The 20464-nt window shown below is 67.9% G+C and carries 13 protein-coding genes; 6 read left to right on the top strand and 7 right to left on the bottom strand.

From position 1 onward, the window contains the following. Window positions 1–60 precede the first annotated feature (60 nt). The 4 genes from N7E59_RS00065 to N7E59_RS00050 all read right to left on the bottom strand — a co-directional run bounded on the left by N7E59_RS00065 (window position 61) and on the right by N7E59_RS00050 (window position 4812). On the bottom strand, window positions 61–687 hold the full coding sequence (locus N7E59_RS00065) for a hypothetical protein (RefSeq protein WP_261622872.1): 627 nt from the start codon (window positions 685–687) through the stop codon (window positions 61–63). Between the two features lie 22 nt (window positions 688–709). Beyond that, a complete protein-coding gene (locus N7E59_RS00060) occupies window positions 710–1717 on the bottom strand; it encodes a M56 family metallopeptidase (protein ID WP_261622871.1) in 1008 nt (335 codons plus the stop codon). A gap of 72 nt (window positions 1718–1789) precedes the next feature. Next, entirely contained in the window at window positions 1790–2134 is a 345-nt protein-coding gene (locus tag N7E59_RS00055) for a BlaI/MecI/CopY family transcriptional regulator (RefSeq protein WP_261622870.1), read from the bottom strand. A gap of 95 nt (window positions 2135–2229) precedes the next feature. Next, the gene (locus N7E59_RS00050) at window positions 2230–4812 is read right to left on the bottom strand and encodes a DNA gyrase/topoisomerase IV subunit A (protein WP_261622869.1); all 2583 of its coding nucleotides are present in this window, start codon (window positions 4810–4812) and stop codon (window positions 2230–2232) included. A gap of 135 nt (window positions 4813–4947) precedes the next feature. Between N7E59_RS00050 and N7E59_RS00045 the strand changes: the two genes are divergently transcribed. The 3 genes from N7E59_RS00045 to N7E59_RS00035 all read left to right on the top strand — a co-directional run bounded on the left by N7E59_RS00045 (window position 4948) and on the right by N7E59_RS00035 (window position 9333). Beyond that, complete coding sequence (locus N7E59_RS00045) at window positions 4948–7668, top strand: bifunctional acetate--CoA ligase family protein/GNAT family N-acetyltransferase (RefSeq protein WP_261622868.1); 2721 nt, start codon at window positions 4948–4950, stop codon at window positions 7666–7668. A gap of 109 nt (window positions 7669–7777) precedes the next feature. Next, window positions 7778–8590: a thioesterase family protein gene (locus N7E59_RS00040; protein ID WP_261622867.1), complete on the top strand. Its 813-nt coding sequence runs from the start codon at window positions 7778–7780 to the stop codon at window positions 8588–8590. Then, window positions 8587–9333, top strand: coding sequence for a lipoate--protein ligase family protein (locus tag N7E59_RS00035; RefSeq protein ID WP_261622866.1), 747 nt, complete (start codon window positions 8587–8589; stop codon window positions 9331–9333). The genes N7E59_RS00040 and N7E59_RS00035 overlap by 4 nt, the downstream gene beginning before the upstream one ends. Before the next feature lie 58 nt (window positions 9334–9391). On the opposite strand, the gene N7E59_RS00030 is transcribed toward N7E59_RS00035, so the two are convergent. Together N7E59_RS00030 and N7E59_RS00025 are read right to left on the bottom strand one after the other, a co-directional pair. Beyond that, window positions 9392–12991, bottom strand: coding sequence for an FtsK/SpoIIIE domain-containing protein (locus N7E59_RS00030; protein WP_261622865.1), 3600 nt, complete (start codon window positions 12989–12991; stop codon window positions 9392–9394). A 495-nt stretch (window positions 12992–13486) separates the two neighbouring features. Continuing rightward, window positions 13487–15664, bottom strand: coding sequence for a thiamine pyrophosphate-dependent enzyme (locus tag N7E59_RS00025; protein WP_261622864.1), 2178 nt, complete (start codon window positions 15662–15664; stop codon window positions 13487–13489). A 252-nt stretch (window positions 15665–15916) separates the two neighbouring features. On the opposite strand from N7E59_RS00025, the gene N7E59_RS00020 reads away from it, so the two are divergent. Both N7E59_RS00020 and N7E59_RS00015 read left to right on the top strand, forming a co-directional pair. Continuing rightward, window positions 15917–16924 carry a TAXI family TRAP transporter solute-binding subunit gene (locus N7E59_RS00020; RefSeq protein ID WP_261622863.1) on the top strand — a complete coding sequence of 336 codons (1008 nt, stop codon included), beginning with the start codon at window positions 15917–15919 and terminating at the stop codon, window positions 16922–16924. 327 nt (window positions 16925–17251) lie between these two features. Beyond that, window positions 17252–18478 (top strand): CpaF family protein, encoded by a 1227-nt coding sequence (locus tag N7E59_RS00015; RefSeq protein WP_261622862.1) that lies wholly within the window; start codon window positions 17252–17254, stop codon window positions 18476–18478. Window positions 18479–18624: 146 nt separating this feature from the next. Here the strand turns inward: N7E59_RS00015 and N7E59_RS00010 are convergent, their stop codons facing one another. Then, window positions 18625–18816 (bottom strand): hypothetical protein, encoded by a 192-nt coding sequence (locus N7E59_RS00010; RefSeq protein ID WP_261622861.1) that lies wholly within the window; start codon window positions 18814–18816, stop codon window positions 18625–18627. An 83-nt stretch (window positions 18817–18899) separates the two neighbouring features. On the opposite strand from N7E59_RS00010, the gene N7E59_RS00005 reads away from it, so the two are divergent. Next, the gene (locus N7E59_RS00005; protein WP_261622860.1) at window positions 18900–20261 is read left to right on the top strand and encodes a recombinase family protein; all 1362 of its coding nucleotides are present in this window, start codon (window positions 18900–18902) and stop codon (window positions 20259–20261) included. Window positions 20262–20464 lie beyond the last annotated feature (203 nt).

Here is a 20464-nt window from a genome sequence, read left to right as displayed (position 1 = left end):
CATTCCGGGCGAGCATCCCCTGTGAGCATCCCCTGTGAGCACCGCCGGCGGGGGACCGGCTCAGGAGTGCCGCGCCACCCGCTGCCGGAGGCCGCTGATCCGCAGGACGGGAGGCAGGGGGGACGGCTCGCCGGCCCGTTCGGCCTCACGGACGGCCTCCAGAGTCTCCGGTGGGATCGGCCACTGCTCCCAGGGGCGTGTCGCGTCCGAGAGCTCCGCCCAGATCACGCCGCGTCCGTGGTGGCCGCGCACCAGCGAGGTGAGTCGGTCGCTGGCCAGGCGGTACGGCGAGTCCTGGGGCAGGGATCCTGCGTTGCGCGCGGCGTCGGGGGCCAGCTCCCGGATCGCGGCGGCCTCCTCCCGGGTCAGGTGCGGTCGGACAGTCCGGGGTCGTCGCCGGGCGGGCGCGGAGTACTGCGGAGCGTCCTCGGCGACCTGAGAGGCGGCACCTGTGGCGTACTGCTTGCCGATCTGACGCAGTCGCTCCGAGGAGACGCCGCATATCTCCGCGAGGTGCGTGGCGGGCCATCCCTTGACCCGGAGTGCGGCCACCAGGTCGGCGGCCTCGGCTCCCAGGGCGCGGCGTTCGGGCCGTCGGGAGGCCGCGGCCTCGGCGTAGCGGGTGTATGCCGCGGCGAGGGACTCACGCACCTGCTCGGGCAGCTGCGGCGCATCCGGGGTGCTCATGGCACCATCGTCGCAGAACGGGTCATACGATGAGCAGCATGGCGGTCGGAACCACCATCAGGGACGCGGCCAGCACGACGACGGCTCCTCGGGCGGTGCGGCCCATCTGCGGGGGCGGGGACAGCAGGCGGCGGAGGCGGGCCGCGGTGACCTGCAGGTCGTCGTGGTGCGCGGCGGCGAGCGGCCCGTCGGAGGACGTCTCGTCGGTGGTGGCCTCGGATGCCGGGGCGCCGAGTGCGAGCGAGCGGACCAGCGCCTCCCGGGGATGGTCGCGCAGCGCACCGTCGTCGGCGAGCATCTCGGTCAGCTCCAGGACCGCCTCCCGCCCGTAGCGGGTCGTGGGGAGCCAGGGCAGTGCGCGGTACCAGGCTTCGAAGGCCATGGTGAGCAGGTGGTGCCGCTGCTGCAGGTGAGTGTGCTCGTGGGCGACGACGGCGTCGAGGTCCTCGGCCCCCAGCGCATCGAGCATGCCCTGCGAGAGCACCGTCATGGACCGTGCCGCCGTGACTCCGGGGAGGCAGTAGGCCAAGGGGATCTCGTGATCGATGATCAGCGCCGCACGGCGGCCGGTCCCGGACCCTTCGACCGGCGTGCCCCGCTCCGGCGAGCCGCCGTGGGCGGGGGAGGAGAGCAGTCGGACCAGGTCTCGGTGGCGGCGTCGGGCGGCCAGGGTGCGTGTCGAGGTCCGAAGGAGGGTGAGCAGGAGATGGCCGGCCAGCAGCACCGCCAGACAGAGGGAGAACAGGTGCACCGGGCTGACGTGACGGTCCTCCAGGGCGCCGTAGTCGACGGCGCGGACCAGACGCAGCACCTCTGCGACGGCGGAGGGCACCGAGTCGCCGAACGGGATGAGTCCGAACACCAGCGGTGCACCGATCAGTGACAGGCCGCCGGCCAGAGCCATGGCCTGCCACAGCAGCATCGCCGTCCAGGGGGAGCTCAGGCGGAACGTCGCGCCGCTGAGGAGCCGTGGTGCGGGCGCCGCCATCAGCACCGCGAGCACGGCGAGGAATGCGGCGAGCCAGATCACCGCACCATTCTACGACCGTGCGAGCCGTCCCCCGGGGTGTTCGGTTTCCGCACCCCCGTGGGGACGAGCCTGTCAGCCCTCCTGCAGGATGCGCCGCAGGGCCGCCGCCTCGGAGTCGGAGACTCCTCCGATGAACCGGGTCAGGACCGCCTGTCGGTCCCCGGCCGTGCCCAGCACCTCGTTGAGGAGGTCGACGGTGTGCTCCTCGCGCGAGGCGGCCGGCGAGTAGCGGTGCGGCCGCAGCCCACGGTCTCGGACGACCATCCCCTTCTTCTCGAGGCGGGAGAGCACGGTGAGCACGGTGGTCACCGCCGGGCCGTCGCCGAGTCGGCCACGCAGCTCATTGGCGCTGAGTGCCTCAGAATCGTCCCACAGGATGGACATCACCGAACGTTCCAGCTCTCCGAGGCTCGCCATGGGACGGGGCACCTTCTCCTGATCGACGACGACTTTCCTGAGCTCCGATCTTACCCCCGACCAGGGGATTTCTACAGCCGGTAGTAGTGTCCGACTCAGCCGTGTTCGGCGGCGTCGGCGCCGTCCGCGGCGCCCGGGGTGCGCACCGCCTGCTGGGCCAGGACCTCGGGATCCGAGGCCACGGCGTCGAGTGTGCTGTCCAGGGGCACGCCGGACCCGTCGCGGCGTCCCATCTCCACCGGCAGGGCTCGGGCCGAGCCGTTCTTCGCCGCCCCCAGAGCGGGCGCGGCTCCGGCCCAGGCCAGCCGCAGCCGGTCCTCGCCGCGCAGGAACCGATGGGCCCGAACGCCCGCAGTGCCGCGACCCTTGGCGGGGAACTCGGAGAGGTCGGAGACCTTGACCGATCCCGATTCGAAGCCCTCCAAGGGCTCGTCCCCGGTCGCCACGGTCACCACTGCGGCCGATCCGGGTGCCGCGTCCTCGGCGGTGACGGCCGCCGGGACCGCGGTGAAGCTGATGACCTCGTCGTCGGCGCTCAGCCGGACACCTGCCATTCCGGCCGCGGTCCGGCCCTGCGGGCGCACCGTCGCGGCGTCGTAGCGCAGCAGCTGAGCCTGCGCGGTGAGGAAGACGAGCTGGTCGCCGTCTTCGGCGGCCACGGCGGCCCCTACGATCCTGTCGCGCCCCTTGAGCGCCATGACCTCCCACTCGTCTCTGTTGAGCGGGTACTCGGGGTTCACACGCTTGACGCGTCCCTCGGCCGTGCCGAGGGCGACGACCGCGTCCAGGGGGACGAAGCCGAGCAGCAGCTCCCGCCGGTCCAGGGCGAGGAAGTCCCTGACCTTCGCACCCTGGTTCAGGTTCACCCGCCCCGAGGCGACTTCGACGGCGGGCATGTCGACCACCGGAACCCGGATCATCCGCCCGGCGGAGGTGACCGCTCCGATCTCTCCGCGCGCCGAGGCGGCGACCACGGACGTCAGGGCGTCGTGGCGGTGCCGTCGGCTCGGGCTGAGGAGGGGAGAGCGGTCGGTGGTGCGCGCCAGCTGGCCGGAGGTGGACAGCAGCACCCAGCAGGGGTCGTCGGCGATCTGCAGGCCCGCGGAGGGGGCCTCGGCCGCCCGGCCCTTCGGGGGCTGGGGCGTCTCGAGGGAGTCGGCCTCCAGCAGCCGGGTGCGTCGGTCGTCGCCGTGGGCCTCGGCGACGGCGTCCAGCTCTCCGGCGACCGTCTCGCGCAGCCGCTCCTCCGAGTCGAGGATCGCGGCGAGTTCGGCGATCTCCTCCTCCAGTCGGCTCTTCTCCTGCTCGAGCTCCAGGGTGGAGTAGCGGGTGAGCTGGCGCAGACGAAGCTCCAGGATGTGGTCCGCCTGCGGGACGGTGAGGTCGAAGACCGCGATGAGCCGCTCACGGGCGGTGGCGGTGTCCTCGGCGGCCCGGACGATCTGGATGACGTCGTCGATGTCGAGGATGGCGATGAGCAGACCTTCGACCAGGTGCAGCCGCTCGCGGCGCTTGGTCAGGCGGAACGTGGTGCGGCGGCGGACGACTCGGATGCGGTGGTCCACGTAGACCTGGAGCATCTCCACCAGGCCCATGACCCGCGGCTGGCCGTCGACCAGGGCCACGTTGTTGATCCCGAAGGAGTCCTCCATCGGTGTGAGCCGGTAGAGCTGGCCGAGCACGGCCTTGGGGTCGAAGCCGGTCTTGAGCTCGATGACCATGCGCAGTCCGTGCTTGCGGTCGGTCAGGTCCAGCACGTCGGCGATGCCGGTGAGCTTCTTCGCCTGGACGGCGTCCTTGATCTTCTCGATGACCTTCTCCGGACCGACCATGTAGGGCAGCTCGGTGACCACGATTCCGGTCCGGCGGGCCGAGACCTGTTCGATCGAGACGGTGGCGCGGGTCTTGAACGAGCCGCGGCCGGTCCGGTAGGCGTCCCGGATCCCCTCGGTGCCCACGATCCGACCGCCCGAGGGCAGATCCGGGCCGGGGATGTGCTCCATGAGCTCGTCGAGGCCGGCGTGCGGGCTGCGCACCAGGTGCTTGGCGCCTGCGACGACTTCGCGCAGGTTGTGCGGGGCCATGTTCGTCGCCATGCCCACAGCGATGCCGGAGGTTCCGTTGACCAGGAGATTGGGGAAGGCGGCGGGCAGCACCGAGGGCTGGGTCATCTGGTTGTCGTAGTTCGGCTCGAAGTCCACGACGTCTTCGTCGAGGTCCGTCGTCATGGAGATCGCCGCGGCGGTCATCCGCGCCTCGGTGTACCGGGGTGCGGCGGGCCCGTCGTCGAGGGAACCGAAGTTTCCGTGGCCGTCCACCAGGGGGAGGCGCAGGGAGAAGGGCTGGGCCAGGCGCACCAGGGCGTCGTAGATGGCCGCGTCCCCGTGGGGGTGCAGCTTGCCCATGACCTCACCGACCACCCGGGCGGACTTCACGTGTCCGCGGTCCGGGCGCAGCCCCATCTGGGACATCATGTAGAGGATCCGGCGCTGCACCGGCTTCAGGCCGTCCCGGGCGTCGGGCAGGGCGCGGGAGTAGATCACCGAGTAGGCGTACTCGAGGAACGAGGTCTCCATCTCTGCGGAGACGTCGATGTCGATGATCTGCTCCTCCGGCGTCACCGGAGGCTGCTCCCCGGAGCCGGAGCGGGAGCCGGAGGCTGTGGTGCGTCGGGCCATGGTGTCTGGGGGTCGTCCTCACGGGTGTCGGCGGCCGATGTCCGTCATCGATCCTACGACCACATCCCGCAGATTCCGGGGATCTCCGGCTCCTGACCCGGTGGCCGGGCCCGGCCCATGACCTAGAGTGAGGTCATGGCACGCGTCAGCCCCTCCCGCCGCTATCCCGACCACTGGGAGGCCGACGTCGTACTGCGTGACGGTGCGGCCGCCCACCTCCGTCCGATCAGCATCGAGGATGCCGACCGTCTCCAGCGCATGCACGCCGGACAGTCGGAGTCCTCCATCTATCTGCGCTACTTCACCTATAAGTCCGCGCTCACCGAGAAGGAGCTCAGACGGTTCACCGAGGTGGACTATGTGGACCGGGTGGCCTTCGTCATCCTGCTCGACGACGAGATCATCGGGGTGGGTCGCTTCGACCGGATCGACGACACCGGCGAGGCCGAGGTCGCCTTCAACATCTCCGACGCGCATCAGGGCCGGGGACTGGGGTCGATCCTGCTGGAGCATCTGGCGGCCGCCGCCCGCGAGCGCGGCATCGAACGGTTCAGCGCCGAGGTGCTCCCGGAGAATCGGAAGATGCTTGTCGTGTTCTCCGAGGCCGGCTACGAGGTCCAGCGTCGCTTCGAGGACGGCGTAGTCCTGCTGGAGTTCTCCATCGATCCCACCGACCGGTCCCGTGAGGTGATGGAGTCCCGGGAGCACCGTGCCGAGGCGCGCAGCGTCGGGGAGCTGCTGGCCCCGCAGCAGGTGGCGGTGTTCGGAGCCTCCCGGACGTTCGGCGCGGTGGGCTATCACGTCCTGCAGAACATCGTGGAGGGGCGCTTCGCCGGCGGTGTGAGCTCCATCAACCCGGAGGCGTTCGAGGTCGGGGGCACGGAGGCCTACGCCACGCTGGAGGAGTCGGGCGGCGACGTGGATCTGGCCGTGGTGGCGGTTCCGCGGGAGGAGCTGGCCTCGGTGGTCGCCGACTGCGGGCGGCACGGGGTGCGCGGCATCCTCGTGTTCTCCGACGGCCTGGACGCCGAGGACGACGAGGGCATCGATCAGCGTGAGCTGGTGCGTCTGGCCCGGCGCTACGGGATGCGGGTGATCGGCCCGGCCTCGGTGGGACTCCTCAACACGGATCCGGAGGTCTCGCTCAACGCCTCGCTCTCACCGACGATGCCGCTGCGCGGGCGCGTGGGCCTGTTCAGCCAGTCCGCGTCGATCGGGGTCTCCCTGTTCGCCGCGGCGCACCGACGGGCCATGGGTCTGAGTTCGGTGATATCCGCGGGCAACCGGGCCGATCTCTCGGGCAACGACGCCATGCAGTACTTCGAGGACGACGACGCCACCGCCGCGGTGGGCGTGTACCTGGAGAGCTTCGGCAATCCGCGCAAGTTCTCCCGGATCGCCCGTCGTCTGTCCCGGAGCAAACCCGTGGTCGTGGCGAAGTCCGACGTGATGGGCCGTCGCCTGCCGCCCGGACACGAGGTGCGCACCACCCGGGCGCCGCAGGGCGCGGTGGACTCGATGCTGGAGCACTCCGGGGTCATCCAGGTCGGAAACCACGACGCGCTGATGGACGTGCTGCAGATCCTCGCCACCCAGCCGCTGCCGTCCGGGGGACGCCTGGGGGTGCTCTCCAACGCACCGTCGCTGGCCCGCGTGCTGGCCGACGCCGCCGACTCCCACGGGATGCGGACCACGCAGATCGTGGGCGACCTGGACCTCGAGGGCACGCATCGTGAGGCCACGGCCGCCCTGCAGGAGGCGCTGAGCCGGATGGCGGCGGCCGACGATGTGGACTCGATCGCCCTGTGCCTGCAGCCCTCGATCACCGGGGACATGCCGGACTGGACCTCCACCATCGCCGCGGCGGCCCGGGAGGCGGAGATCCCCGTGGTCGTGTCCCTGATCGGCGTGCTGGATCCGCAGGTGCCGCTGAACTTCATCGGCGATGCCGCCGCCGGCTCAGATGCGGGTTCGCCGCAGCCCGGAGTGCCGGTCTTCTCCGCCCCGGCCCGGTCTGTGGAGGCTCTGGCCGCCGTCGTGCGTTATCAGCGGTGGCGCCGGGACGGTGTCGGGGAGCCGCTGGTGCCCGCCGGTCTGGATTCCTCGGCGCCCCAGAAGCGTGCCGAGGAGCTGATCGAGGGGTGGTTGGACTCCCGCGGCGGCACGGAGCTGCAGCGGCTGGACGCTGAGCAGTGCCGAGAGCTGTTGGATGTCTACGGCCTCTCGGCCCTGCCTTCGGTGGCCTTCGAGTCCGAGGATGAGGCGGTCGCGGTCGCTGAGGACATCGGGTATCCGGTGGCGCTGAAGGCGGCGAATGCTTATCTGCGTCATCGGCTCGATCTGGGCGGAGTGCGCCTGAGCATCACCGATGAGTCGATGCTGCGCCGCGCGGTCCAGGACATGCGCGCTGATCTGGAGCGCTACGGCGGTTCGGAGCTTGAGGTCCAGGCGATGGCGTCACCCGGTCAGGGGTGCATGGTCCGCGCCATCGAGGATCCGCTCATGGGGCCGGTGGTGTCGTTCGGGATCTCAGGTGATGCGGTGGATCTGCTCGACGACTGGGCCCACGCCGTCCCTCCCATGACTGACAAGGACCTTCGCCGACTGATCCGCCGTCCGAGGGCGGCGGTGAAGCTGCAGGGTCACCAGGGGATCCCGGGCGTGGATATGGCCGCACTGGAGGACACCCTGCAGCGGATCGCGATGCTGAAGGACAACCATCCGCAGGTCGCCCTGCTCGAGGTCGCCCCGCTGCTGGCCTCGGCGGAGGGCACGAACCTGCTGCACGTGCGGATCGAGATCGCCGACTCCTCGCAGCGCACGGACTCGGCCCGCCGGGCGCTGTCGCAGTACTGAGCCGACCCTCGACTCGGTCCGCCGAGATATAGGGTGTCAGAGGATGTGATCCGGGAGGGTCACCGGCCGTGCCGCGTCGACCCCCGTCGGGGTGAGGAGGAATTCTGAGATGAGCAGCGAGACCCCAGAGCTGGCGGTGGGGGACTTCTTCTATGAGGACCTCGGCGACGGACGGTTCCGCTCGACGGTGCACGCTCAGGGTGCGTGGAACCCGCATGAGCAGCACATGGCTCCCGCCACCGGCATCCTGACCCACGTGTTGGAACGCTTCGAGCCGCGCGAGGAGATGCGGATCGCTCGCATGAGCCTGGACATCCACGGCCTGATCCCCGGAGGAGAGTTCGAGGTCAGGACGCGCATGATCCGTCCGGGGCGGACCATCGAGCTGGTCGAGGCCGAGATGATCGGGGCAGGTCGGACCTGCATCGTGGCACGGGCCTGGCGCCTGATCACCGGAGACTCATCCCCGGTGGCCGTCGTGGAGGACGAGGCTGTGCCGGGGCCGGAGGAGTTCGACCGGTGGGACGGTATGGAGGTCTGGCCCGGCGGGTACATCCGGGGTCTGGAGTTCCGGAAGGATCCGCAGCTTCGTCCGGGGCGCGGCCTGGTGTGGCTGCGCACTCCGTACCCCTTGGTGGATGGGGTGGAGACGTCGTCGTTGGTGCGTCTGCTGGGCCTGGTGGACACCGCCAACGGGGTGGCGCCGCGGGTGGAACCGGGGCCCGACTCGTGGATGTTCCCGAACGTGGACCTTCAGATCCACCTGCACCGCAGCCCGGTCGGGGAGTGGCTGGGAGTGCAGGCGCAGCAGACCTACGGCACCGACGGCATCGGGCTGACCTCGGCGGTGCTGCACGACGTCGAGGGGCCCTTCGGCCGCAGCGAGCAGATCCTCACGGTCCGTCCCGCGCCGGGCGCATGATCGCCGGGCAGCTCGCCGTCCTGCGGCAGGACAGGACGCTGGGGGCGGCCGCAGATCTGCAGGCGGCGGTGACCCTCCTCCAGGGAACACGCCGCGGGGAGACCCCTCCGATGCTGCGTCTGTATCGGCCCGAGCCCACGGTGGCGTTCGGGCAGCGTGACCGGCGCCTTCCCGGGTTCGATGAGGCCGCTGAGGCCTGCCGGCGTCGCGGGTTCACACCTCTGGTGCGACGTGCCGGCGGCCGGGCGGCCGCGTACCACCATGGGTGTCTGGTGGTGGACCATATCCAGCCCGACGACGATCCGGTCATCGACTCCCAGGGTCGCTTCTCACTCCTGGGAGAGGTGCTGCGCCGCGCCTTGGAGGAGTGCGGGGTGGACGCTCGGATCGGTGAGCTGCCGGGGGAGTACTGTCCGGGGGAGCACACCATCCACGGGGTCGCTGCGGGGGAGCCGGATCGCCGGGTGAAGCTCATCGGCTCCGCCCAGCGGGTCATCGGCACCGGCTGGCTGTTCTCCTCGGCGATCATCGTCGAAGACTCGTCGCCCATCAGGGGCGTACTCTCCGAGGCCTATGAGGCTCTGGACATGGAGTGGGATCCGCTGACCGCCGGCTCGGCACAGGATCTCGTGGCGGAGGTGACGGTCGAGAAGGTCGCCGAGGCGGTGCTAGACGCCTACTCCGAGCACACCGACCTTGCGCCGGCTGCTCCGGAGCTTCTGGATGAGTCGGCTCGCGGCTGACCCGTCGACTGTGATTCCACCTGCCGAACAGTTGCTTGGTGATCTCACGGTCGGCGGGTCAGGAGTCGCCGTGTCGGAGCCACTGGATCATCTCCGGTCCCGTGCTCCGCAGATGGACCGCACGGCCTGGTACGGGACGGTCGAGCAGGGGCACCGGAGTGGCGAAGACGTCGGACTGGGACCGCTGGGTCGGACTGAGGAGGAGATGTTCGCCCGCGGTCCGTGCATGGTGCGACCACGGGATGCGGCTCCACAGCGCCGGGGTGGGCGCAGCTGTGGCGACGACGGCCGCCCCGGCGTCGAGGCACTGTTCGACCAGGCGATGATGTGCCGGCGTGCACCGGTCGGCGTCGTCGACCAGCACCAGGGAAGGCGCCTCGTCGAGATGGGTCGGAACAGAGGTCTGCGGTCCGACCCACAGGGTCTTGGGGATCTGGGCCTCGATGACTCGCAGGGCATTGGTCCTGCCTGTGCCCGGTGCACCCGACACGAGAGTCACACCTGCAGGGGTGAGCGTGACGGGAGCGAGGCTGAACTGCCGCACGCCGAGGACAGCCTCGTCCTCACCGGGTCGATGAGCGAGCTGGCTGAGGGCCAAGTCCTCGGGCAGAGGTCTCACGACGATATCTGGTCGCGGTTCGTCCGGGGACGGTGATCTCGGGCGGTCCACGTCGCACGCACCCGCGAGCTGAACTTCGTGACCTGCGGCCGGCGTCTCCGGGCTGACGTGTACTCCGCGGCCGGGGACCGGATCCACCTCCCGGAGCTTGGGCCAGAGGAACCGTGAGTCCTGGGAGACGCCGTAGGGGAGGTAGACGCGACGCGAGAACCGCGCACCGAGCTTTCCGGAGGCGAGTTCGCGTCCGCCCGAGATGACTACGGTGATGCCGACCTGAGCGCCCTCTGCGATCAGGGTGCCCATCACATGATCCATCCCGGCGGCGCCGAAGGACTGATTCAGCGCGTGCCACTGGCTGTGCCCGCTCATGAGCACCACGATCGGCGTGTGAGGCCCCGGACGGGTTCGGCGGCGGGAGAGCTCATCCTTCAGCCGAAGCAGCAGGTGGTCGAACTCCGGACGGTGTTCGTCGGTGAGCGCGGCTCCGACGCGTGCATGTTCTTGGAGGCCCTCGAGCGCACCGTCGGCGTCGAGCAGGTAGAGGTGGACCCGGTGAGGACCGTCGAGGAGTTGGAGTGCGAGCATCCGCAGCGCTTCACGTCCTCCCGAGGCGGCCTCGCCGATCAGTCCGAGGCTCGTACTCTCCTCAGGATCGAACACGAGGGCGTCCTGGGCTTGGTGCGAAGGTCTGTCGATGCGACCGACGACCGCGGCGCCTGCCGCGCGGTCGTCCCCGCAGACGTGCAACCAGCCAGGAAGGGGCTCGAGCACCGGCGTGTGGCTGCGTCGCAGGCTGCGGACCGACACCTCCTGCCCCACCACGGCGGCGACCGCATCAGCGTTCTCGTGATCGTGTTCGCGCGGCATCTCACGTCCGACCTCCTGTGCCGGGTGTGCTCGGAGTCCAGAGGTCCGGGGAACGATGAGGGCGCTCTGGAACTCCTGCGGCGGTTCTCCCGGTCGCGCGATGATGCCTCGTCCCGGAGACCGCCGTGAGATATCTGCAGCGGCCGGTGTGCCGACCAGGTCCTGCGACTCGTCAGAGCTGCGCAGCCGGAGTGCGACGACTGCCCCGATGTTCGCACGGATGTCGGCGGTGACGACCCCCTGCGGACGCTGGGTGGACAGGATCAGGTGAAGTCCGAGAGAGCGCCCCAGGGTGGACAGGCGCATCAGCTCGTCCATCGTGTCCGGCAGCTCATGGGAGAAGATCCGGAACTCGTCGATCACGACGAGGATCCGAGGCAGCGGTTCCCGGGGTCGGCGTCGCCTGAATTCGGGGTAGTCTGCGGCGTCGGCCTCCAGGAACAGCTCCTCCCGCCGGGTCAGTTCTGAGCGGACGGCCTCGAGAGTCCTCTCCGCCTGGGCCTTGGAGAGGTCCGTGACGAGACCCAGCGAATGTTCGATGTCGGCGATCCGTCGGAACGCGGCTCCGCCTTTGAAGTCGAAGAGCATGAAGTTCAGTTCGTCGGGTCCGTACCGACCGGCCCAGCTGAGCATCAGTGCCTTCAGGAACTCAGACTTGCCGGAGCCTGAGGTCCCGGCGACGAGGATATGTGGACCGTCGGTCACCAGGTCCAGGCTCAGGGGCCCGTTCCTCGAGACTCCCAGAACGGTCGCGAGGTCTTGCGCGGCGCTCCTGACCATGAGCTGCTCCGGTAGCTGCTCAGTGACATAGTCCGGAATGTGAGTCGCTCCCGTGAGGCTCGTACTGGAGGGAAGAGCACGACGCAGCATCCGAGCTGCCGTCCCGTCGGACACTCCGTCGACGAGCACATTCTCGGCGCTGGTGAACCTGCGGCCGTCTGTATCCGTCTCTTCTCGTATGTGGGCTGTCAGGTCCAGGCGGATCCGGCAGGTGATCGGATGACCGCCGGCACCCTCGGGGCGGAGGACCATCACGTGCCAGCCCTGTCGCTGGAGGTCCTCGGCGCGGCGTGCCAGTGCAGTGGGGTCTCCCTCACGATCACGAAGATCCTCGCTGCGGCACACGAGGATCGGGGTGACAGGTGTGTCGAGGAACTCTCTGATGTCCGCAGCGTCATTCGAGCGGATCAGGTCAGGCAGTTCTGGTGTGAGGTCTGAGAGGACGGATCGGGCTCGTCCTGCCAGGAGCACGGTGCCGCGTTCCGGAGCTGGACGGATGAGCATCTGGACGACGAGCCATCGGGCTGTGCGTTCGAGGCCTCGGGCCGGGCCTGCGATCTCAGTGGCATGAGCCGCCGGTGTCTCGAGCGCCAGGACTGCGTCGACCCGGGTCCGCTCCGGCATGTCGATGCCGGAGGGCATCGAGAGGTCTGGAGTCAGAACGGCCCGACCGCACCGCAGCACACGGAACGGCGGACGGTCCTCAACCAGTCCGAGGGCTCCGGCAGCCAGTCTGTTCGGGCGGCCCGCAGCCTCACCGATCGTCGCCGCCAGCCGTCCGGGCGTCGGACAGGCGGAGTCCACAGACTCGGCCCACCGGTGCGCGGCCTGTGAGACTGCGGCGCGGAATCGTCGACGTCGGCGTCGGGCGTCGATGACCGTCGCACCGGCGACGAGAGCTGAGACGGCGCTGAAGAGCAGGAAGAACCACATTCCTGTGACGGTCACCAGGACGATACCTATCACCATCGGCACCAGTGCCATGATCAGCATCATTCGGTGCCGACCCTCGGGGGGCTTCTCCGTCACCACCTCGGACGGAGGCGGCCATCGTCGTGACGTCGGCGCAGGTGAGACTGTGTTGAGCAGGGTCAGCGTGGAGTCACCGATGACGAGCGGTGATTCGGCGGACCAGGTGTCGGTCCTGGGACGACGTCGGCGGGATCCTTCCGGGCTTCGACGGAGTCGGACCGACCGAGTGCCGACCTCGATGGTCAGATGCCGGCGGCCCAACCGTGGATCAGCGATGCGCACCTGGTCGGCTGCGCGGCCCACATCGCTGGACCCGCGCCCCAGCGCGTAGACCTGACCGGCGTCGGGTCCCTGGTCCACGCAGAGTCTCAGACCGAAGTCCGCCCGTGCGACAGGACCGTCTGCCGGCTCGTCAGGCATGAGGGTCACCACCATCCCAGGATGGATCTGCGCGGAGCCGGACGCGATGTGGGACAGGTCCGATCCAGCGACATACATCGCCGGGACCCGGTGCGGAGGACCCCCGAGCACCTGGGCGACCCAATCCCGCAGCGCGGTACGGATCTCCGCACCGGGGGCCTGATGGCCCCCGGCGACGGCGAGGCGGACCTCATGCGGGTGAGGGCCGGGAGCGGACGCGCGCAGTCGTCGCCACTGCTCCCGAGATACGGAAGCTGGGTGATGGACGAGACTCACGACGAGGGGCATCGGAGAGGATCCTTCAGCAGTTCGGCGGGTGCGGCACGGGGGTGTGCTGCGGCCCAGGCTAGGACCCGGACGAGGCCGGGGGAGGGGCGATCCACGTGACCTGTGGATGAGCGCACCTATGAAGCGGTCTGTCCACAGGCGGATGGGCGCACCTGTTGCGAATGGTCGGTCGGCTGTGCTCGTGCGGCGACTCGACCGGTCCGTGGATCAGGTCAGAAGATCCTCGGCGGCCTGCACGATGTCGTCTTCTCCGAGCAGCACTGTGTGTGCGGCCGGGCCCAGTGGGATGAAGCTGTCGGCGCTGGTGATCCGGGCCAGTCTGCCTCGGTAGCCTCCGTCGATCAGAGCAGCGACGATGTGCTCCGACACCCCGCCGCTGCGACGGGTCTCGTCGACGATGAGGACGGCGGAGAACTCGGAGGCCGCCGACAGAAGCGCCTCCTCCGGAAGGGGAGCGAGCCAACGCAGGTCCACAGTCGTCGTGGCTACGTCGGCATCAGCCAAGGTCCGTGCGGCACGGAGGCTCATGGGCAGGCCGTTTCCGAACGTCACCATCAGCAGGTCCCGGCCGTCTCCATGCCGGGTGATCTCTCCCAGGGGGGACGCACCTATCTGCTCAGAGGGCGGACGGTACCCGGCCGTCCACAGGCCATCGCCGGGCTCATGCAGGTCACGGGTGTGATAGAGCGCGATCGGTTCGACGAAGATGCATACGCGGCCGTCGCGCTGGGCAAGGTCGAAGCAGGTTCGGAGCAGCTCCGGCACCTCAGCCGGATGGCTGGGCACGACGACGATGACCCCCGGAATGTCGAGCAGGACCGCCAGAGAGTTGTCGTTGTGGAAATGACCGCCGAAGCCCTTCTGGTACGCCAGCCCCGCGATCCGAACGACCATCCCGTTCTGGTACTGGCCGGCGGAGAAGAAACGCAGCGTCGCGGCTTCGCCGCGTAGTTGGTCCTCTGCATTGTGCAGGTAGGCCAGGTACTGGATCTCTGGCACGGGCGTATAGCCCACGAGGGCGGCGCCCAGCGCTGTGCCGAGGATCGTCTGCTCGTCCAGCAGGGTATCGAAGACGCGTCGGCCGCCGAACCGCTTGCGCAGCCCCCGAGTCACCCCGTAGACGCCCCCCTTCGTCCCGACGTCCTCTCCGAAGACGAGCACCTGTCGGTCGTGCGCCATCTGATCGATCAGGGTGGTGTTGATCGCCTGGGCCAGTGTCATCGGCTTCGTGTGTTCGGGCAGTCGGTCACCCCATGTCTGCTCTCTGACCCGTTGTGACGGGACGACGGTCGTCGATGACTCGGGGGTGGGCAGTGAGAGGGGCTTCATCACGTCGTGGGGAGTCTTCAGACGCGATGTGTCGATCAGCTCGCGAGCGACATCCATCACCTGATCCCGTGATTGCTCATAGTCCTGAAGGATCTCGGCCGATGTTCGGATGCCCTGGTCGATCAGCCGTTCCGCCGTCTTCAGCACCGGGTCACGCATGTAGTCGGCGACGATCTCCGTGTGCGTCCTGTAGGCGATCTCTGCGTCCGAGCCTGCATGTCCCATGAATCGCACGGTGCGGAGGTGCAGGACACCGGGCCGGCGCTGAACCCGGACTGTGTCCAACGCCTGCTCCGTGACTCGGAGCAGGGACTCCGGATCGGCCCCCTCGACGGACCAGTAGTCGACACCGGGGAGGCTGCTCAGCGCCGCTTCGGTCCAGCCCTCCGGGGTCCTGGTGCTGATGCCGATGTCGTTGTCCTCGCAGACGAAGAGCACGGGACACTCCAGGCCGCGATGGCTCATGTACCCGGCTGCATTGAATCCTCCGGTCGCCGTGGAATGGTTCACCGACGCGTCCCCGAAGCTGCAGATGACCACCGCGTCGTCGGACCATGGTGTGACCGTCTGATCCGCTCGGCTCAATCCCAGGGCGAATGCCAGGCCGACCGCGCGCGGAATATGCGAGGAGATGGTCGATGTCTGAGGAATGATGTTCAGGTCCGGGTGGCCGAACACTTTGTGCCGTCCCCCTGAGATGGGGTCCTCGGTCGAGCAGGTCAGGCTCATCAGCACGTCCCGAGCACCGGTGCTGTGCCCGGCCATCTGTGCTCGTGCCGCGTAGAAGCCGCCCGAGCGATAGTGCAGCAGTGCGGGATCGTCCACCCGGGACAGCAGACCCAGGGCGGCGTTGCTCTCATGACCGGCAGAACCGATGGTGTAGTAGCCGGCGCCTTCCGACTGGAGCCAGCGGGCCGCGAAATCTAGGTGCCGACTCTGCACCTGCGCACGGAACAGCCGCTCAAGGACGACCGGCGGGACTTCCGACTCCGGTCGAACCTCGACCCCCTGATACGCAGAGACGGCATTCCTGAAGTGTTCGTCAATGCTGTTCATTCAGCACCTCCGGTTCGAGTCAGCTGATTCTGGGGTGGCGTGTGAACCGTCGAGAGGACCGTGGTCTCAGACTACTCACGGACGTGGAATGTCGCGGGCCGTCCGTAGGTGATGCCCATCCGTCGTCACGTTTCGATTCGCCGCTGCGGACCTTGATGTGATCTACACCATAGGCTACGGTAAGCTTCATGCGAGAAACGGTATTGCCTTTTCCTTGTTCACGTTTCTCGGATCAAGAGAGGACGATGAGGCATGTCTATCCGCAGAACCGCATTGGCCATCGCATCGATCTCGGGGCTCGTCCTGCTGGCCGGATGCGGCTCCGATGATGATCAGTCCGACGCCGAGGACCTGGAGATCGGCGATGAAGAGGACTTCGTCGACACTCTGACGTTCGGTACCGCCGGGACCACCGGCGTCTACTACCCCCTGGCGGGGGAGTACGCCCAGATATGGGAGGAGAACATCGACGACCTGACCGTCGAGACGATCACCAGTGACGCTTCGGTCGCCAACATCGGGGGGATCTCCCAGGAGGACATGCAGCTCGGTCTGGCACAGTCCGACACGTTCGCCATGGCCATCCGCGGCGACGGTGACTTCGAGGACGCCGATGTCTCCAACGTCGGGTGGGTCGCCGGACTGTACCCCGAGGCGATGCACCTGATCGTCGCGGACTCGGCGGGGATCGAATCCATCGAGGACCTCGAGGGCAAGTCCGTCGCGGTCGGGGCACCGGGGTCAGGCACCCGAGCCATCTCTGACGCGATCCTCGAGGCCCACGGCATCGAGGAGGGCGACTACACCCCGTACGAGGAGGAGTTCAACGACTCCGCGTCCCTGATGCAGGACGGGAACATCGATGCCTCCCTGTTCACCGTGGGGACTCCGAACGCCGCGGTCGATCAGCTGGCCGCAGGCACCGACATCTCACTCCTGGGAATCGATCCGGACGTCATCGATGAACTGACGGAGGACACTGACTTCGACGAGTTCACCATGGAGTCGGATGCCTATGACTTCATGGAGGAGGACGTCACCACGATCTCTGTGACCGCCGCACTCTTCGCTTCTACGACCCAGGTCAGTGAGGACATGGTCTATGAGATGACCGAGCTCATCTTCGAGGAGTCTGACCGCATCACACTGCCCCAGGGCGAGATGATCGGCCACGACAACGCGCTGCTGGGCCTGGCCGACGGGCCGATGCACCCCGGCGCTGAGAGGTACTACGAGGAGAACGACGTCGAGGAGCCCTGATCCGCTCTCCGGGGAGCCTGTCGTCGCTGAGGAACCCCTCTGCAGCCTCGACGTGCTCCCACGAGGCCGGTGCCATCCCTACCGACGTCGACTCCGATGATCGAAGGGATCGAACGCCGGCCGGGACTCCCGCACGCCGGTGAACTGTGGATGACAGGAGACATCGGCGAAGTTCTCCACAGGTATGAGGCTCCAGTTTTGCGTGTCCTCGGCCGGACATGATTGTGTGGCGGCGCCGCCGGGGAGCACATCGGTGTCGTGCGGCGGTTCGTTGGGCCTGTGAATCAGATGTACGGAACCGGAGTGACGTGAGGGGGAGTGGTCACGGTGGACGCCCTGACCATAGTCGAGGATGAGGTCCGGGACCAGATCAGAATGCGCGGTCTGGATCCTCAGGACCACCAGGCTGACCTTGAGGACCTGGTCGAGTCAGCAGTCGTGGAGTACGACCGGCGGTCTATGACGTCCTCATTGCCGCTGATCGGCGAGGCGAACGAGGCTGTCCGCCACATCTTGGACTCTGTGGCCGGATTCGGTGAGCTCCAGCCACTCCTCGACGACGATTCCATCGAAGAGATCTGGATCAACGGACCGCAGCAGGTCTTCGTGGCTCGTCACGGACGGTCCGAACTCACCTCGATCACTCTTTCCGAAGAGCGGATACGCGATCTGGTCGAGCGGATGCTGAAGAGTTCGGGACGTCGCCTGGATCTCTCGTCGCCGTTCGTCGACGCAGCGTTGCCCGACGGTTCGCGACTCCATGTGGTCATTCCGGATATCACCCGCCGTCATTGGGCCGTGAACATCCGCAAGTTCGTCAGTCGCGCCACCGGTCTGCGAGACCTCGTGCAGGGCGGTTCACTCAGTGATGAGGCCGCCGCCGTGCTTGAGGCGTGCGTCGGCTCGGGATTCAACATCCTCGTGTCCGGGGCAACCCAGGCCGGCAAGACCACCATGCTGAACTGCCTCGGAGCCTCAGTCGGTCCCCGGGAGCGGGTGATCACTGTGGAGGAGATCTTCGAGCTGCAGCTGCCCCTGCGCGACGTGGTCGCGATGCAATGTCGCCAGGCGAATCTCGAGGACGAGGGAGAGATCCCCCTGCGTCGACTCGTCAAGGAGGCTCTTCGGATGCGTCCAGACAGGCTCATCGTGGGTGAGGTCCGTGAGGCTGAGAGCCTGGACATGCTGGTGGCTCTGAACAGCGGACTCGGCGGTATGGCCTCCGTCCACGCCAACAGCGCCCATGACGCTCTGACCAAGATCTGCACCCTTCCGCTGCTCGCCGGGGAGAACATCAGTAGGAGCTTCATCGTTCCCACAGTGGCATCCTGCGTCGATCTGGTGGTCCATTGCGCGCGAAGCTCCGACGGACATCGGCATGTCGAAGAGATCCTGGCCGTGGGAGGACGTGTGGAGGGAGAGACCATCGAGACCACGACCCTCTTCGAGCGGCGCCAGGGGGAGCTGCGTCGGAACCCGTCGGCAGTTCTGGACTCGAAGAAGCTCGACGATGATGCGAAGGTGCGCATCGCCCGTGCAGGAGTCGAGCTGTGAGCGTCGCACTGGGACTGACTCTCGGCATCGGACTGCTGCTGATCTGGTGGTCGTTCTGGCCGAGGCCTCGGAGACGCGCCGCGTCAAGACGCCCCAGCCGCCTCCGCCGCCTCCTGGCAGAGGCCGGCCACAGGCGAGTGGGCGTCTCAGGAGTGCTGACCGCCATGGTCGGGTGCGGTCTCGTGAGCTTCCTGACGGTGCTGGTGCTCACTACGGCGCTGCCGCTGGCGCTCTGCTTCGGCGCCTTCGGTGCCGTCGTCCCGATCGCACTGCTCCGCTGGCAGGCCGATAAGCGCCAGGCCGTGCTCCGCGAGATCTGGCCAGACGCCGTCGACCATCTCCGCTCCGCCGTGCGTGCCGGCATGTCTCTGCCCGAGGCCCTCATCCATCCGAGCGTGTCAAGTAGGCGTACCATGAGGGTATGCGAGCAGCGATCTATACGAGGCTGTCATACGACCGCCACGGCGACGAGCTAGGGGTCAAGCGACAGGAGGAGGACTGCCGCGCCATAGTCGAGCGGCGCGGGTGGAACCTCATCGGCGTGTACACAGACAACAGCGTGTCGGCGTACAAGGATTCTGTCACGCGCCCAGGCTATGAGCAGCTGCGCCAGGACTATGTCGCCGGGAAGTTCAACGCGCTGGTGACGTTCGACCTAGACCGCCTGACCCGCCAGCCGCGCCAGCTTGAGGATTGGATCGACGCCGCCGAGAAGCATGGCCTGGCCCTGGTGACCGCGAACGGAGAGGCCGACCTCACCACCGTCAACGGCCGCACGTTCGCACGGACCAAGGCCGCGTTCAGCCGTGGCGAGATCGAGATGAAGTCGTTTCGACAGAAGCGAGCAGCCAAGCAGCGGGCCGAGCTGGGCAAGCCGTGGGGAGTCGAACGACCGTTCGGATATCAGGCCGACAAGGTCACCCCGGAGCCCCGTGAAGCTGAGGCAGTCCGTCAACTGTTCACGGACTTCCTGGCCGGCACACCCCAGCACCAGCTCGCACGCCAGCTCAACGCGGCCGGCATCCTCACAACCCGCGGGAACCAATGGACTCAGGGCGGTGTCCGCCGGGTGCTGCTGAACCCCCGGTACGCGGGCCTCGCGCAGCATAAGGGCGAGCTGACGGGCACGGAAGCTCAATGGCCCGCACTGGTACCGCGGGAGACATGGGAGGCCTCAGTCTCTAAGATGCGGCATCGTCGGGTCGGTCCCGGACACAACAGGGTCAAGTACCTCCTATCAACTGTGGCCGAATGCGGCGTATGCGGAGCCGGCCTCCGCTCGAAGAATCGTCGTGACAAGGTGCGCTACTACACATGCCCCAGCCTGGGCCATGTCTCTCGCAAGGCCGACAACCTGGACGAGATGGTGACCCGGTTCATCCTCAGCTATATCCAGCGTCATGGACTGGCCGCGGCCCCTCAGTCGAACGCCCCCGACAGGGACGCTCTGGTCGAGCAGGCCGATGTCCTCAGACAGCGGGAGGTCCAACTCGGAACCGAGTTCGCAGACGGTGAGTTGACCGCTGCGCAGCTGCGGGCTGCCAATGAGCGCCTGCAGGAGCGCCTGGGAGAGATTCATGAGCAACTGGCCGCCAGCTCGATGACCCCGGGCCTGGAGTCCCTGACGGACGCCGACGATATCCGCGCCGCGTGGGATGCCTTGGACCTCCACCGACGTAGGGGAGTGGTGAAGGCCCTTGTCCGCGTGGTGGTCCAGCCTCACTCGAAGCCGGGGTCTAAAGAGTTCATTCCTGCCGACGTGAAGATCCTCCCGAAGGCCTGACGACACGCCGCGACACGCCGGGTTCTGGACTTCTCTCAACAGAGTCCACACCTGTGGAGAGTGGGCAGGCCGGATGGTTCCACGGAGTGTTTCACGGCGTGTCCCCCCACTAATCGCTGCCGCATGACGCCGCGAGTTGTTACGGATTATCCGCGTCATCACGGGCAACAATGCGAATAGCCTACCGGAATTCATCAGCGCCA

Origin of the sequence: Nesterenkonia marinintestina, assembly GCF_025420485.1 — a bacterium.
Classification (GTDB): Bacteria; Actinomycetota; Actinomycetes; order Actinomycetales; family Micrococcaceae; genus Nesterenkonia; species Nesterenkonia marinintestina.
Note: the sequence above shows the minus strand (reverse complement) of the source record. Positions and strands in the feature narration are given on the sequence as shown.